At 57.8% G+C, this 14,299-nt stretch carries 14 protein-coding genes; 2 read left to right on the top strand and 12 right to left on the bottom strand.

Going from position 1 to position 14,299, the window contains the following annotated elements; all coding sequences use genetic code 11:
• The 7 genes from AC1DUR_RS24240 to AC1DUR_RS24210 form a co-directional block, all read right to left on the bottom strand.
• A partial coding sequence (locus AC1DUR_RS24240; RefSeq protein ID WP_477722255.1) for a CHASE3 domain-containing protein occupies positions 1-1,218 on the bottom strand: 1,218 nt, incomplete at its 3' end.
• A 155-nt stretch (positions 1,219-1,373) separates the two neighbouring features.
• Positions 1,374-2,912: a sensor histidine kinase, YfiR-like protein-associated gene (locus AC1DUR_RS24235; protein WP_477719951.1), complete on the bottom strand. Its 1,539-nt coding sequence runs from the start codon at positions 2,910-2,912 to the stop codon at positions 1,374-1,376.
• Positions 2,913-3,512 (bottom strand): TOL_0243 family YfiR-like periplasmic protein, encoded by a 600-nt coding sequence (locus AC1DUR_RS24230; RefSeq protein WP_477719952.1) that lies wholly within the window; start codon positions 3,510-3,512, stop codon positions 2,913-2,915.
• Entirely contained in the window at positions 3,500-5,491 is a 1,992-nt protein-coding gene (locus AC1DUR_RS24225; RefSeq protein WP_477722254.1) for a TOL_0244 family TonB-dependent receptor, read from the bottom strand. The genes AC1DUR_RS24230 and AC1DUR_RS24225 overlap by 13 nt, the downstream gene beginning before the upstream one ends.
• Before the next feature lie 130 nt (positions 5,492-5,621).
• Positions 5,622-6,167 carry a chemotaxis protein CheW gene (locus AC1DUR_RS24220; RefSeq protein ID WP_477722253.1) on the bottom strand — a complete coding sequence of 182 codons (546 nt, stop codon included), beginning with the start codon at positions 6,165-6,167 and terminating at the stop codon, positions 5,622-5,624.
• Positions 6,164-7,675, bottom strand: a complete 1,512-nt coding sequence (locus AC1DUR_RS24215) for a CheR family methyltransferase (protein WP_477719955.1) — start codon at positions 7,673-7,675, stop codon at positions 6,164-6,166. Before AC1DUR_RS24215 ends, AC1DUR_RS24220 begins: the two co-directional genes overlap by 4 nt.
• The gene (locus AC1DUR_RS24210) at positions 7,672-8,121 is read right to left on the bottom strand and encodes a chemotaxis protein CheW (RefSeq protein ID WP_477719956.1); all 450 of its coding nucleotides are present in this window, start codon (positions 8,119-8,121) and stop codon (positions 7,672-7,674) included. Before AC1DUR_RS24210 ends, AC1DUR_RS24215 begins: the two co-directional genes overlap by 4 nt.
• Before the next feature lie 327 nt (positions 8,122-8,448).
• Between AC1DUR_RS24210 and AC1DUR_RS24205 the strand changes: the two genes are divergently transcribed.
• Together AC1DUR_RS24205 and AC1DUR_RS24200 are read left to right on the top strand one after the other, a co-directional pair.
• Positions 8,449-8,823, top strand: coding sequence for a hypothetical protein (locus tag AC1DUR_RS24205; protein ID WP_477719957.1), 375 nt, complete (start codon positions 8,449-8,451; stop codon positions 8,821-8,823).
• Between the two features lie 79 nt (positions 8,824-8,902).
• On the top strand, positions 8,903-10,216 hold the full coding sequence (locus AC1DUR_RS24200; RefSeq protein WP_477719958.1) for an N-acyl amino acid synthase FeeM domain-containing protein: 1,314 nt from the start codon (positions 8,903-8,905) through the stop codon (positions 10,214-10,216).
• Positions 10,217-10,240: 24 nt separating this feature from the next.
• Here the strand turns inward: AC1DUR_RS24200 and AC1DUR_RS24195 are convergent, their stop codons facing one another.
• From AC1DUR_RS24195 to AC1DUR_RS24175, 5 genes are all read right to left on the bottom strand, one after another.
• On the bottom strand, positions 10,241-11,026 hold the full coding sequence (locus tag AC1DUR_RS24195; protein WP_477719959.1) for a S1 family peptidase: 786 nt from the start codon (positions 11,024-11,026) through the stop codon (positions 10,241-10,243).
• An 85-nt stretch (positions 11,027-11,111) separates the two neighbouring features.
• On the bottom strand, positions 11,112-12,224 hold the full coding sequence (locus AC1DUR_RS24190; RefSeq protein ID WP_477722252.1) for a nucleotidyltransferase domain-containing protein: 1,113 nt from the start codon (positions 12,222-12,224) through the stop codon (positions 11,112-11,114).
• Positions 12,221-13,138, bottom strand: a complete 918-nt coding sequence (locus AC1DUR_RS24185; protein WP_477719961.1) for an HprK-related kinase A — start codon at positions 13,136-13,138, stop codon at positions 12,221-12,223. Before AC1DUR_RS24185 ends, AC1DUR_RS24190 begins: the two co-directional genes overlap by 4 nt.
• Entirely contained in the window at positions 13,135-13,521 is a 387-nt protein-coding gene (locus tag AC1DUR_RS24180) for an HPr-rel-A system PqqD family peptide chaperone (protein WP_477719962.1), read from the bottom strand. The genes AC1DUR_RS24185 and AC1DUR_RS24180 overlap by 4 nt, the downstream gene beginning before the upstream one ends.
• Complete coding sequence (locus AC1DUR_RS24175; RefSeq protein WP_477719963.1) at positions 13,475-14,089, bottom strand: hypothetical protein; 615 nt, start codon at positions 14,087-14,089, stop codon at positions 13,475-13,477. Before AC1DUR_RS24175 ends, AC1DUR_RS24180 begins: the two co-directional genes overlap by 47 nt.
• Positions 14,090-14,299 lie beyond the last annotated feature (210 nt).

Raw genomic sequence — 14,299 nt, 5'->3', positions numbered from 1 at the left:
GCCGATGGCCTGACTCTGCTCGGACAGCCGCGTCATGCTGGCGGCAATTGCTTCCATCTGCTGGCGGATCCGGGTCATGCCGGCYCCCACATCCTCGGTGGACTTGCGCCCGTTCTGGGAGCTCTGTGCCGCCTTCTGCGCACTGTCGGACACCAGCTTGGCCTTCTGGCTGGCCACCTGCGCCGTTTGCCGAACCTCCTCCACCGTGGTGGTGGTCTCGCTCACCGCCGCGGCCGACTGGCTGGCGCTGGCGGCGAGCTGGGTGGTCGAAGCAACGATTTCGGTCGCGGCCGAGCCCAGCACGTTGGCCCCTTCGACCAGGTCGCGAACCTGCTCGCGAAGACTCTCCGACATCCGCGCAAAGGCGGTGCCCAAAACGTCGTTGGGGGATTGAGGCTTGATGGTCGAACGCAGATCGCCGGCGGCGATCTGCTCGGCCGCGCTCGCCATCCCACGCAGCGACTGCGCCATGCGGTCAAACGTCCGTGCCAGCGCTCCTACCTCGTCGCTGCGCGTATCAACCGATACATTGACACCCAAGTCACCCAAAGCGATCCGTTCCGCGACAGCCGTGAGGTCCTGGAGAGGCCGGGCGATGTTGCGTGTGATGACGAATCCGGCCAGCGCAGCGAGCACCAAGGCGGCGAGGGTGCCGACCACGATGGTCAATTCCGCATTTCCGGCATCGTTCTTCGCGCTCTCCGCGCGTTGCTTGAGCAAGTCATTTTCTTCGCGCTCCATCTCGTCGATAACCTTGCGGATTTCACTCGTGAGCGTGCGACCCTTACCTGTCCTGATGAGTTGAACGCCCGCCGCCTCTCCCCTGGTCCGTATGGCATCGATCGTTTCCTTGGCGAAGTCGATCCGACTTTTGACGAGTGGTTCGAGCGCATCCAGGCGTCGCTGCTCACGCGGGTTGTCCTCGGTCAGTTTCCGGGTTTCCTGGAGGATTTTGTCAATTTTTTCCAACCCGGCTTGATGCGGTTCCAGGTATTTTTCTTCCCCGGTGATGACATAGCCCCGCAAGCCATTTTGCATGTCTGCCGACAGCAATTCCATTTCCGCGACTCGACTCAGCACTTCGTAGGTGTGCTGGCGCAAGTCCGATGCCTCGATCAATTGCGTTGTGCTGCGATAGGAAACCGCTCCGACCATCACAAAAATCACCATCGCCAGGCCAAACCCTGTACCCATTTTGGTTCCGACATTCCATTTCATGGCACCGACCTCCGTTTTTTTTTGGACTTCGGTTTTCCACGTGACTGAAAACCTGCTGCGATCGCCTGCACATGCTCTGTGGCTTTGACCTTGAAGGTCGCGCGGAGTTGTGGGAGAAAGTTGTCTTCTTGGGTGCTCATGGCGATTGTGGTTGACTACACCTTGTAACGTTCAACCATCTGCTTGAGCCGCTGGCCGAGTTCGTTGAGGTTGCGGGCTGCGGCTTCCAGCTGCTTGGCGCCGGCTACGTTCTGTGTGCTTGCCTGCTTGATGCTCTCCATCGCGCCCGCCACCTGGTCAACGCCCACCAGCTGCTGCTGGCTCGATGCCGCAATCTGCGTGGCCGCCTGCGCCGCCTCCGTCACGCTGCCCGCCAGCGCCTGGATCGATTCGCCCGCCACTTCGGTTTGCCGGCTCCCCGCCTCCACCGCCTTGCTACCCTGCTCCGTCGCCATCATGGCCGTCGTCGTCGCCTTCTGGATGTCGCCCAGGATGGTGCGCACCTGGTTGGTCGCCTGGCGCGACTGCTCCGCCAGGCTCTTGACTTCCTGCGCCACCACGCCAAAGCCCTTGCCGTGCTCGCCAGCCTTGGCGGCTTCGATGGCCGCGTTGACGGCCAACAGGTTGGACTGGGCGGCCAGGTCTTCGACGGTGGCCATGATCCGGCCGATGGCCTGGCTCTGCTCGGACAGCCGCGTCATGCTGGCGGCAATTGCTTCCATCTGCAGCCGGATGCGGTTCATCCCGGCCGCAACGTCCTCGGTGGACTTGCGTCCGCTCTGGGAAATCTGCGCCGCCTTCTGCGCGCTGTCGGCCACGTTTCTGGCTTTCTGGCTGGCCACCTGCGCCGACTGCCGCACTTCTTCCACGGTGACGGTCGTTTCGCTCACGACCGTGGCCGACTCGCTGGCGCTGGCGGCGAGCTGGGTGGTGGATGCGACGATGTCGCTGGCGGCCGAACCCAGCACCGTCGCACCTTCGATCAGCCCGCGAATCTGCTCGCGAAGACCCTCCGCCATGCGGGTGAACATTTCCACCAGCACACCGATCTCATCGGAGCGCTGATCCGCGGGCAGTGTTGCCGTGAGGTCGCCGGCCGCGATGAGTGAGGCTACCCTTGAAATATCCTGGATGGGGTGCGAGATCACGCGTTGCATGCGTATGGATATCGGCAGCGTGATCAGCAGCGAACTGACCAGCACCAGCAGGATGATTCCGCCGAAGCGTGCGACACGCCAGGTCAGCGACTCGGTGCTCGCACGCAAGTACACGGTTCCCGCCGTGCGTGCGCCGTCCCTGATGGGTCGGAACACCTCCAGCTCATCGTCCCTGAATCGCTCCCCCGCAGGCTCCGTTGTCGTGGGCAGCGCTCGGGTGGACGAGCCGGAACGCTGGTATCGGGCAAAGAGCCTGGCATCTGCGTTGTAGATCCCGGCAGCCGCGATTTCCGGATTCGCTTCGAACGCTTTGAGGTATTCCTCGGCCACTTTCGCGTCGTTGAAAGCGAGTGCCGCCGTGACGCTGGCGGCAAGCGTTTCGGCCTGAACCGATATTTCACGTTTCTTCTGGTCGGTGTAGGTGATGGTGTCGTAGGCAACGATGGCCACACCGGCCAGCAGCAGCGCAATCGCACTGGCCAGCACGCTGATCAGCAGCAATTTGGCGCGAATCGGAACATTTGCAAGCCAGCCCATTTAACGGCCCTCCCCAACCCGTCTGGGCTTGACGTTGAGCGCCACGCTCAACAGTTTGGAACTGATGGCCAGCCTGTTTTGCGCGGCGGCTTCATCGTCGATATCAAAGCGCACGCGATCGTCCTTGATGACGAAGTTGATGATTCCCGTGGCCACCCCCGGCGACCGGCCATCACTCACGGTGAGCACGCTGCTGCCGCGTAGCGCTTCGACGATTTGGGGGAGGCGCTGCGCCTCTGAGGTGGCAAGGTACACGATGTGGCAGCCTGAGTCCGGCTTGACTATCTTCAGTCGCCGCACCTCGACTGGTCGTTGGGCGATCCGCTGGCCGTTGACGGCCCTGTCGAGAGTGGGCCCAAATGGATCCTCGCCCGCGATGCACAGCTGAAATGGGCTGGTCGGCGAAGCAAAGGCTGTTGCAGGCCATTCGACAAAGGAGCCGAACTTGTACAGAAAAGCCGCCTTGACGGCGTATTCCACTGATTCGTCGGCTGCGCTGGCCTTGCCGGGGAAGAGCGCGATGCCCAATGCCACAACGGCCAAGGTGCTGCCCGAGTGCATGCGCGCTACCGCGCGCAGTATGTTGATCAGAATTTCCATAGCATTTTTGCGTAGAAGCTGCGCCCAATTTCGCTACGCGCCGGCGTGGAACCACTGAACTCCGGATGACCCTTGTCGAGCAGGTTGAGCGCGGTCAACGAAACCTCGACATCCTTGGCGACCCACCAGCCCAGACGCGCATCGAACGCGGTATAGCGAGGAACCTGGGTGGAGGACAATGTGCCGATCGAGCGCAGGGAGACATCAAGCTCAACGTCGTGCGCCAGATTCATCGCCGAACGCAGAGAGAACTGGTGTCGCGGATCAGTTTCGGCGGCGGCCAGGCTGGTTGTATCGGTACTGCCTGACTTTAAGCTTAGATCTTTCTTGAGATAGTTATAGCCTGCACTCAACCGCCACCAGTTGTTTACACGGTAGTTCCCCCACATTTCCACACCGTAGGTATTGCCCTTCATCTTGTTCCCGATCACAAGCGCTGATCCGGGGCCCGCAGAGCGTTCGAGACTGCGCAGGTCATCGTAGACGTTGTAGAAGGTAGACACGGAGAACGAGGTGTCGGCGGTCGGCTGCGTGCGGTAACCGACCTCGTAGGCGGTCAGCGTCTCCGACGTAAAGTCCCCGACGACGAACCCCGGGAACCCCAGGAGCGGGATAGCCGGCACAAAGAATTCGCGGTCGACGCGCGATGGCGTGCGCACCGCCCGCGAGATAGCCGACCACAGCAGCGTGCGATCGTCCAGCTTCCAGGCCAGCCGCGCGTTGGGTTGCCATTCCAGCCCGGTGTAGTTGTTGTGCTCCAGTTTCAGGCCCAGCGTGAGCTTGAGGGGTTCGCTGAGCGCGATGCTGTCCTGGACAAAGATATTGGCTCGGCTCAGCGTCTTTTGTGCCGGCAGAAACTGCAGGAACTGGCTGTTATCGACATGGTCGTTCTGCCGCCGGTAGCCGCCACCCCAGACAATGTCGTGGTCCTTGCGCCACCGGAAACGATGCTGCACGTCGATGTCGTAGGTATCGAGCACTTCGCCGAACCCGGCGGAGCCTGGATAGTTGCGTTGAGTCCGATCGTAATAGGCCTGGACCTGTATGTTTGCGTCATCCGCCAATGCGCGATTCCAGCGTCCAAGCAGGTTCGCTCCCGAAATGGTCTTGTCGGCCAGGGCGCGCTGATGTATCAACCCATCGTAAGCATCTCCCTGCAGCGTAAAGGTATCGGCGGCGCTGGCCGAGTCAATCCGGAAGCCCGCCTGCTGCGTGTTCCACGAATTTTGCAGGTCGGTGCCACTGCTGTTCTGCGTGCTGTCGCGGCTAAAGCCCTTTGCATACAGACGGTACGTGGTGTCCTCGCCCAGTTTGCCGCCATGACGAGCACCGGCGCCACGCTCCTTGGTACCGGCACCGCCGCTCAGCAAGGTACCCTGGGTATCTCGTGAAGAGCGGGTGATGATATTGATGACGCCATTGACGGCATTTGATCCCCACAGGGTTCCGCCTGGTCCACTGATGACCTCGATGCGTTCTATGTCTTCGATCAAGGTATCCTGCACGTCCCAGAACACGCCGGAGTTCAGCGGCGTATACACGCTGCGGCCGTCTATCAGCACCTCCAGCTTGTTGGCGCTCCTGCTGTTGAAGCCGCGCGCCGTAATCGCATAATTGCTTGAGTCATCGCGCGCGACCTGGAGATTGGGCGCAAGGCGCAGTATTTCCGGGATGCTGGTATAGCCGGACCGGCGAATGTCTTMGCTCGTGATCACGTAGACCGCTGCAGCCGCATCGCTCAACCGTTCGGGTCTCTTCAGTACCGAGGAGATCTCGATGTTCGCCAGATCTTCAAGCGTCATGCGTGAAAAATCCACGGAGGACAAGGATGCTGTTGTGGCATCTGCCGCGATGACTGCGCCCACCTTGAGCGTCACGCATGCTACGGCAGTCAGACGACTGACGAGCGTCGCTGCCCGGCGCCATCGTCCCTTGCCTTCCTTGCCCCCCTTGCCTGCGGCATCTGCGGCTCTTTTCATTATTTCCCTCCTTTTTTTGCTTCGAACACCCGTTACCCCGTTCACGCCAGACCTTGGCTAGCGGTCTAACCTCCGGTCAGGGCGACTCAGTACGACATCCACTCCCTGCGTTGGCCTGCAGGGTCTGGATTCAGTCCTCCACTTCCTCCTGCACAATGATTTTCGGGTCCGTCAGGAGACGATCCAGATCAAGCACCACGAGACGTTGCGCCGTCACGCCTTTCAGGTAGTCGGCCCGGATGCCCGTGAGCGTCGGCAACGTCGGCTRCAGGCTCCCTAGCGGGATGATTCGGACGCCCACGATGATGTCCGCCATCAAGCCGAGTTCGAGATCGTTACTGCGCAGGAGAATGACGCAGTGCAGGTCGGTCAACCCCTGGTCGGGCAGATCGAAGAATTTTTTGATGTCGATGACCGGCGTGATGCGGCCCCGCACATTCACAATTCCGCGCACAAATGACGGCGTGCAGGGAACCGGTGTCAGACTCTTCAGGGGATACACCTCGCGCACGTGGCGGGTCTCCAGCGCATAGCATTCATGGGCAAGACGAAACTCCAGCACCTCGAGCGATGCGTTCGCCACCGCGGTGTTATCCCGGGGCCGCGCCAGGGCGCGTGCACGGGCACGAAGGATGGTTCCGGCGTCGGGGATGGCGGTATGAGTGGGGTCACTCATCGCGTATTTTCCGGACTGGTGAGCGAAGCAAGGGTCTGCGCAAGACGCCCGGCGGTGAGCCCGTCCGATTCGCGCAGAGGATCGTCCGGGTGGTAGCGTTGCAGCAGATGCAGCGTATTGGCGAAATGTTTGTCCGCTTCGCCGGCCTTTCCGCACCGGCGCGCAAGATTTCCGAGTGCAAAATGAGCCAGCACAAACTCGGGTTCGAGATAGGTCGCCCGCTGAAGGGAAAACCGCGCTTGTTCTGGTTCGCCCTGCTCCAGCAAAACGACCGCGCGCAGGTAATGGCCGGCGGGGTCCTGCTTGTCGGCGACGATCCAGCGATCACACCATGTCAGCGCATCGGCAAGTCGGCCCTGGTTTGCCAGTGCCCGGGCCAGCAGCGAACATGCCACAGGCCCTGGTGTATGTTCGGCCAAGGGCGCCAGCAACGTGTCAACCACTTCGGCATAACGGCCCTGCCCGTAAAGCGATTCTGCAAACATCAGGGTGCTGCCCGGTGCCTCCGGAACGGCGAAGTCGTCCGTCGGACGGTCGGACTCTAAAACCACCAGCGGGGCAGCCAATGGTGCCCATGACAAAGACGCCTCGACTGCAGGAAAACCAGATTCCGGCGCGCCGGTGGCGGCCACCGTCCCTGGTTCGGCCTGAGGCGCGACATTGCTCTTTTTGTAAAGGCTTGCACCGGCGAAATCCACTGTGACAAACTGTGGAAACAACGCCTGTGAGGCTTCGCTGGGACTCACCACCAGCCAGCCGCCTTCGACCAGCGAATGGTGGAGGTTCCCGATCACCTTGCGGGTCTGCTGCGGCGTGAAGTACATCAGCACATTGCGGCAGAAGATTACATCCATCGCATTGGTGTCTGTCTCAAGCGAGGGGTAAACGTCCTCCGCGAGGTTCAGGTGCGCAAAGTTCACCAATTTCTTGATTTGCGGCACGATGGCGTAACGGCCATCTGCGGTGCGATGGAAGTAACGTTGCTTGAGTCTTGCCGGCGCGTTGCGGAACGACCATTCGCCGTAGATGCCTGCGGCAGCCTTGCGCAGAAAGCTTGCGTTGATATCGGTCGCGGTGATCGTCACCTGCCAGTCCCGAAAATCGGGCAATGCTTCATGCAGCAAAATTGCCAGCGAATAAGGCTCTTCACCGCTGCAGCAAGCCGCACTCCAGATGCGCAGCCGCTGCTCGCCGCCGCGCCGGGCGCGGATCAGCTCGGGCAGGATGCTCTCGGTGAGCGCCTCCAGTGTTTGCCCGTCCCGGAAGAAATAGGTTTCACCGATCGTGAGATGACCTGCCAGCACCTGTACCTGGGCCCGGGTCGGCTGCGCCGACAGCAGCCAGTCGACACAGGCTGCCGCGTCCTCAAAGCCAAACTCCTGCGCTGCGTCAACCAGGCCACGCTTCAGATCATCCCAGCGCTCGCGCGGAAAATGCAGCCCCGTCGTGCCGGCGACAAGCTCGCTCAACTGCGACCACTGCGCCGGCATGACCTGGCCGTGCATCATTCGACCTCCTCCATCGCCGCATCCAGCGCGTGTGCTTCGTCCAGCGAGAGGAATTTTTCCATGTCGTGAATCAGCACCAGGCCATCGTCAAGCTTGACCACGCCCTGGAATTGCTCAAGGCCGGGTACCATCCGGTCCGCACCCACAACGGCAGATGGCTCGTGTTCGATCACGCCGTGGACCTCGTCGATCACCAACGCCACCGTATGCCGGGCCGTCCGTGCAATCAGAAACTGGTCGGTGGGAACGACCTCCCGCTCTGGCAGGAAGAACCGTCGCCGGATATTGAACACCGGGAGAACACAGCCCGCTACGTTGATCACTCCGAGCACCACAGCCGGCGCACCAGGCAAGGAGGTCACTTCCACGGCTTGGATGACGCGCTCCACCACCGGGAGCGGCAACGCATAGCGCTGCCCGTTGAGGCGAAAAATGACCAACTCCATGAGTTCCCTTGTTTTTCTTGCTGAGCGGCCCACCTTCGCTTGCGCTGGTGGTTCGATGCAAAAACCTGGTCAATTCACAATTTTGTGCCTCAGGATAAATCATTTCGGCTATTTATGCCAAATGTGAAAGTGATGGTGAGTCGTCGCATGACGCCCTGCCACAACGCCTGGACGCAGCCAGCCCCTAAAAAACTAACGCCGCTGCACTGGGCGGGAGACGCTCTGGCACCACCTGGGACGACTCCTGCTTCAGAGCCGGGCGCGAATGCATGTAGGACTAAAGACCATCTTGCAATAACCGGTTCAGCGCGGTGGCAAACTGCCCGGATGAACCGGATTCGACGCTCAGCGCTAAAAAAGTGGTTGTACGGATTGCTGGCCCTGGCACTGCTCATAGCGGCGGGTGTGGCCGCGGTGCAGTCGCAAGAGCTGAGCAGCGAAAAGCATGCAGCAGCGTTGCTCAAAAAACACGAAACGCTCACTGAGCAGCTGGCGCATCACAACCCGTACCGACGCCCCTTGGTCCTCGATTCTTCCGAAACCCACAATGCGGTCCATGGCAACGCCTACGCTGTGCTGGATTCGCCGTTCAGCACCTTCAGCGCTACCTTTAAAAGCCCTGATCACTGGTGTGAAGTGTTGATCCTGCATAACTATAAGACTCCGTACAGATTGCAAAGGTGCAGAGGTACCCACAGCTGACGCTGGGGAAGCCAGCTTTAGCCCTTGGTCAAAATTCAATCGGTACAGGTTATCAATATTGAATCGGCGGGGACACTATATGAAAAATCCATATGCGTCAGCTGCAAAAAGATTCTTGCACCATATATTACGAAAAGCGTTTTCCTTCTTTCCAAGATCCTTACGGTTCGCCGTGTACCGGTCTTTTGTCAATTGCGATCCCACACCTGACCAACGTATAGTCCTGAAGATAGCGCAGACGAAAGAAGAACTGCAAGCGTGTTTCCAGCTCCTTCATGATGCGTATGTTGGCAGCGGCTTCATGCGGCCCGACCCGTCAGGCATGCGCGTCAGCATTTACCACGCGCTGCCAACCACAACCACACTTTGCGCCAAGTTCGACGGTGAGGTTGTCGGGACCATTTCGCTGATTCGCGAAAGTGTTTTCGGCTTCCCCTTGCAGTCGATTTTTGAGCTGTACGACATTCGCGAGAAAAAGGGCCGGATAGCTGAAGTATCTGCGCTTGCAGTGCATCTGAAATTCAGAAACACAGGAGGAACCATCCTGTTTCCCTTGATGAAATTCATGTATGAATACTCCACCACCTTCTTTGATACCCGGCATCTTGTGATTGCTGTCAATCCGAACCGGATTGAAATGTACGAGTCTCTTTTGTTCTTTGAAAGATTGACGGAGAGTTCAGTTGAAAAATACGATTTTGCCAATGGAGCACCCGCGATAGGTGCCTCTCTTGACCTGTATGTAGCCCCTTCAATTTTTAAACGGGTTTATGGGAAGAAAGCGAGACGCAAGAATCTTTATGCATATTTTTTACGCACCAAGCTGCGTAATATCAGGATGCCAAGTCGACGCTATTTCACGACCAATGATCCGGTGATGACACCAGATTTACTCGACTATTTTTTCAACCAATGTACTCCCACCTTTCAAAACCTAAGTGAAAGGGAGAAAAGACTGCTGCACTCCATCTACAACCACGCGGAGTACCAACAGGTACTGCCGCCTGTTTTTTCTGATTCAAACTTCCAGACCCGTGAGCGTAAGCATCAACGTTATTCAATCAAATGTCCTGGCAGGTTCTCTGTCACTGGCCCTGAAAATACGGACGTCTATGACCTGCGGGTGGTAGAGCTTTCCGAGGATGGTTTTCTGGCGCGCTCTAAAGTACCCTTACCCGCGAACGTTTGGGGTCAAGCCATCGTTCAACTGGGGCATGAGGAAGAGTCGGTTATCAAAGCCATGGTCGTACGTGGCAAACACAAGGGGCCCCACGGCTTTTACGGCTTCAAATTGATTGAACCTGATCTCCCCTGGCGTAAACTTGTTGGCGTATTGAAGTCAGGCATGACCCATGAAGACTTGGACATTGCCTCCCAATTTTTGCCAGACTGAGCTATCCAATCACTCACCTGGAGGTCAGTTGGACTTGCTCCGTTGCAACAATTGCTGCACAAATCTGGATGGAATGGCATAGCTGATTCCTGACGGGTTGGTCAAGGCCGATTCCCGGGTGCCTTTGATGAACACCATGTTCACAACGCCCAGCACCTCTCCTGTATCCGGATCAAACAGGGGCCCCCCACTGTTGCCGGGATAAGCCGTGCCATCCAGCTGAAAAATATCGAAACCACCTCCCGAGCGCAGACTGCGTATCGTTTTTTCGTTGAGCTGCTGGGCGGATGGGGTAGGTAAGGCAACTGCGGCGATAGAAGAAATCATGCCGCGGTGAGTCACGGGCGAGAAACCAAGCGCTCCCCCAATGGGGAACCCCATGAAGGCGACGGCTTGCCCCTCTTGAGCCAAGCCGGAATCCCGCATGCTGAGTGCCGGTGCCGAGGGCCCTTCAAAGCGCAGCAAAACCAGGTCATGAAGCTTGTCCACTTCGAGCACTGTGACGGGCCGCATCTGCAGTTCATTTTGTTCTCCCCTGACCTGGATGACCCAAGCAGCATCGACATCCTCTTTCGCAGGCTGCTCAAGAACATGGGCGTTGGTGATGACCAGATTGCCACGCCCCGAATTTCCATTGGTCACAACGAAACCCGTACCTCTCAAGGCGAAGCGCGGACTGTTTGTGTTCTTGTAGGTACCCACCATGACCACTGACGGTTTTACCTTGGCGATAGTGTTGGCCATATCGGCCCGCAAAGGCTCCGCAATCATGAGGCCAGCAAGAACAAGGAAAATGAGTCTGGACTTCATTTTTCACTCTCCATTGGGTTAACGTAAAACCGCGATTTGCCCCAACACACTGATGCATATTGAGCCACAGGTCAAACCCACGCTATCAATGTGCCGTGTGATCAGCGTCAGCTATTGCAGTATTCCCCTTTGGAAAGTAATGCATGAAGGCTTTCCGAGTCAAATGCGGAACAATCAAATACCAGGGCATCCGCAGATAATGGGATCGAATGTACAAAGACCAGCGGGCAAAATTGCCAAAGGAGTCATCGCAGCTCGGATGGAGCGGTTGCAATGCACGGTTGAGCAATACAGACAGCACCCGGCGAGTCATCCAGTTCGGCTGGATATCCTGCAGTTCATGGCGTAAATCCAGAGGTGTGCCGCTACCAAAGAGGCGTTGGGTGTGGTGCAACGCATGAAAGAGCGGTTCGCCCAAACCCAGCTCCTTGGCTCTGGCGAACAGTGCACTCCAAAACCCAGGATCTTTGCTGAAGTGCTTCAGCAAATCGTTGATATCCAGCAAGTCGCGCAGGCCGTGACTGAATTCGCCCTCCTGAAACAGATGCACAGCGCTGTGAAGCACCATATCCACTGGTGCCAGAACGAACAAGTCAGCCCTGTCGTCAATGGCCACCACGCGCTCCAGCAGTTGGGCACCATTGACCTTGAATCGCGAGGTCGGAGGTGTGATGGTGTGATGAACATCAATCACCGTGCCGCGCTGCACATGCTTCATCGGCGGAATCTCGTGCATCCACTGACGGTAGTAACGCTCGTTGTAGGCATCTCTTTTTTCACTGATCCAACCAGCCCGGAACAACGCGCCTTCGACTTCCGGGAGACGATCTCGCGCAACCATGATGTCTATGTCAGAAAACAGACGCCCATGTCGTGGAGGCAGGTTGGCCACAAAGTAAGCTGCCCCTTTTAGCATAACAACGGGAGTAGGGACATGTTTCAGCGCGCGCCTGAYGCAGTCCACTTCCCATTGCACCTCATGATGCTGGCGATCAACCAACCTCAGTGCTCCTTCCAGGTATTGTCGCGGCCTCTCTGAAACTGCGGCCAACCAATTGCGCTCAGCATGGTGCTGYGCGAGACGGCCCAGCAATCTTGCTTGTCTGGCCTGGCCCAAAATGTTCTCCCATTCCGACAGAGTCAGTTGGGGCCGCTGATCCGGTTGCGCCCAGACTTGCGAAAGCAGGCTCGGCTTCATGCCCTTCCCCGCTCTGCAAGATCGTCAAACACCGACACTGCATCTTCCAGTTCGCTGTATCGGAAGTCATAGCAATCGCTGGTCGTGATGACGTCTGCGAGCAATTCAAAGCCGGTTAATCCGAGCACGGTGTAGTTGAATGCGTTGCGGCCCAGCTCCAGCATGCTGTTGGCCTTCGAACGCGCAGTAAGTTCGGCTCTGGCAGCCGGAACATATTGCGGAAATACCACCCACCGTGGCCGCGCCTGATCTTCATGGAGGTCCACATGGAGAGTGGGAACCTTCATATGGCTGACTGATCCTTTGGAGGTGTCATGGGTCACCCGGTTCAGCACCGCGCCCGGCACAAACCTGCTGATTACTTGCAGCGACTGGTTCTTCAGGCTGATAGGTCGACCTAGCGGTGCAATCAAGCCGTCCGTCAGCGAAATCAAAGTCAGCTCATCCGAGAGCAGCCGCCAGCCCCGGCTGACGAGACCTGCGCACAAAGTGCTTTTTCCCGAGCCTGGCGGGGCTGGCATGATAACGGCACAACCGTTTCGCGCAACCACGGCAGCGTGCAGCGAAAGGTAATGATGGGCTTGGGTCGAGATACACCAGTTCATTGCCCATTCAAGCAGGGGAAATGCATGATCTACAGGCAAGGCGGCAAATGGATGCTCCCCGTCATAGACGAATTTAACCTGTGGCCGCCACCATCTTCGTAATCCTCTGCTTTGGGCCAGAGTCACGGTAAAGTCGACAAACTCCTGAGGGTCAACCAGTGGGAAGTCAGCATAAAGCAGCCTCAGACCCTCCCCAACGGACTCAAGCTCTGAGATGATTCTGAAATTGAAGGGGCCGGTCCGAATGGTCAGGCCTTCACTGCCAAGTCGATGACTGACTTCGGCTGTGCTTAACTCAGACAAAATCATTGCAGCGTCGACTCAATCAGGCCAGTGGCTGCCAACTGCTCCAGGATGCCCCCCACGGCGTCCGATAATTGGTTATCGCTGGGGATGAGCAACTCATCAGCAATCCGTGACACTAGTTCGGGGAGCGTGCTCGCGGTACTCTCAACCATCATGAGAGTGACTGCCGTCAGCGTGTCCATCTGGTGGGTTTGTCCCGACCCAACGTCAAATACCACCCACTCATCATTCCAGCATCTCCAGTGCAGGGATGCCAGCGTGTTCAGATGCCAAACCACAAGGCAAGGCGATTGAGATTGATTCACCAGCAAATGACAAGAGCGTCCCGGTTGCCAATACTTATGAAGTGTGCGTTTCCATGTACGTCTTGAAAAACTCCAGGGCATCTCTGTACGCCGGTGAAGCGCTGCCCTGGTTATAAAAGGCAAGCACTTCGTCTCCCGAGTAGGGGAAGTTGAAGCTGAAGCTCAAAGCGTTCAACCAAGCGCAAATCCAGTGAAATTCATCTGTATCCGCGAAATTGCGGCTATTATCTGCCGGCGATAGGACCTCAAACAGCGTCGGAAAACCGCCATCAGTATTTCGCCAATAACCGCTGGCCTTAAAAACCTGTTTACACTGCGTCTTGAAGGGAACGGGCCAGGCATGGCTGGGCACCCGCTTCCCGTTGATTGTCTCTGATTGACCCCACCAATCGGGACCGTAGCCACCACATACCGCCGCAGTCGTAGTAGCCGAATGCACGCCAGAGTGCATGCCCGAGATGCTGCACTGGTGTTGGCCATCAAATGTGATGAGCCTCTGACCCGCCAAAGTCTGGAGAGGTACAGTCGCTGCAAGAACGGCCGCTCCCTTACCTACACCCTTGAGAAGGATACGACGGCGAGCGAGAGCCGCAGATGAAAGTCCCCCTGCCTTGCCCTGGCCTGGCGCTTCAATATTTTCAGTGCTCATATCGATTCCCACGCGTAGCCGCAATTCTTTTAACGGTTTGCGCCGGGTATCCGACTTAAACCGCTTTAATCTTAGCAAATGCACCGCAATTGTGCGAAAAAACTAGCTCACTAACTAGCTCACTACCCTATGCAATGGTTTTGCTTGAGAACTTAGCGAACACATTAAATCCCGGCTCCCGTCAATTGATAAGCAACGCAATTTTTATGC

The organism is Polaromonas sp. P4_F4, from assembly GCF_056401355.1.
Note: the sequence above shows the minus strand (reverse complement) of the source record. Positions and strands in the feature narration are given on the sequence as shown.

Excerpts from the sequence above, each read along its gene's own strand:
- AC1DUR_RS24185 (WP_477719961.1), bottom strand. The coding sequence starts at position 13,138 with ATGATTTTGTCTGAGTTAAGCACAGCCGAAGTCAGTCATCGACTTGGC.
- AC1DUR_RS24210 (WP_477719956.1), bottom strand. The coding sequence starts at position 8,121 with ATGGAGTTGGTCATTTTTCGCCTCAACGGGCAGCGCTATGCGTTGCCG.
- AC1DUR_RS24175 (WP_477719963.1), bottom strand. The coding sequence starts at position 14,089 with ATGAGCACTGAAAATATTGAAGCGCCAGGCCAGGGCAAGGCAGGGGGA.
- AC1DUR_RS24215 (WP_477719955.1), bottom strand. The coding sequence starts at position 7,675 with ATGATGCACGGCCAGGTCATGCCGGCGCAGTGGTCGCAGTTGAGCGAG.
- AC1DUR_RS24205 (WP_477719957.1), top strand. The coding sequence starts at position 8,449 with ATGAACCGGATTCGACGCTCAGCGCTAAAAAAGTGGTTGTACGGATTG.
- AC1DUR_RS24230 (WP_477719952.1), bottom strand. The coding sequence starts at position 3,512 with ATGGAAATTCTGATCAACATACTGCGCGCGGTAGCGCGCATGCACTCG.
- AC1DUR_RS24200 (WP_477719958.1), top strand. The coding sequence starts at position 8,903 with ATGAAAAATCCATATGCGTCAGCTGCAAAAAGATTCTTGCACCATATA.
- AC1DUR_RS24195 (WP_477719959.1), bottom strand. The coding sequence starts at position 11,026 with ATGAAGTCCAGACTCATTTTCCTTGTTCTTGCTGGCCTCATGATTGCG.
- AC1DUR_RS24180 (WP_477719962.1), bottom strand. The coding sequence starts at position 13,521 with ATGCCCTGGAGTTTTTCAAGACGTACATGGAAACGCACACTTCATAAG.
- AC1DUR_RS24235 (WP_477719951.1), bottom strand. The coding sequence starts at position 2,912 with ATGGGCTGGCTTGCAAATGTTCCGATTCGCGCCAAATTGCTGCTGATC.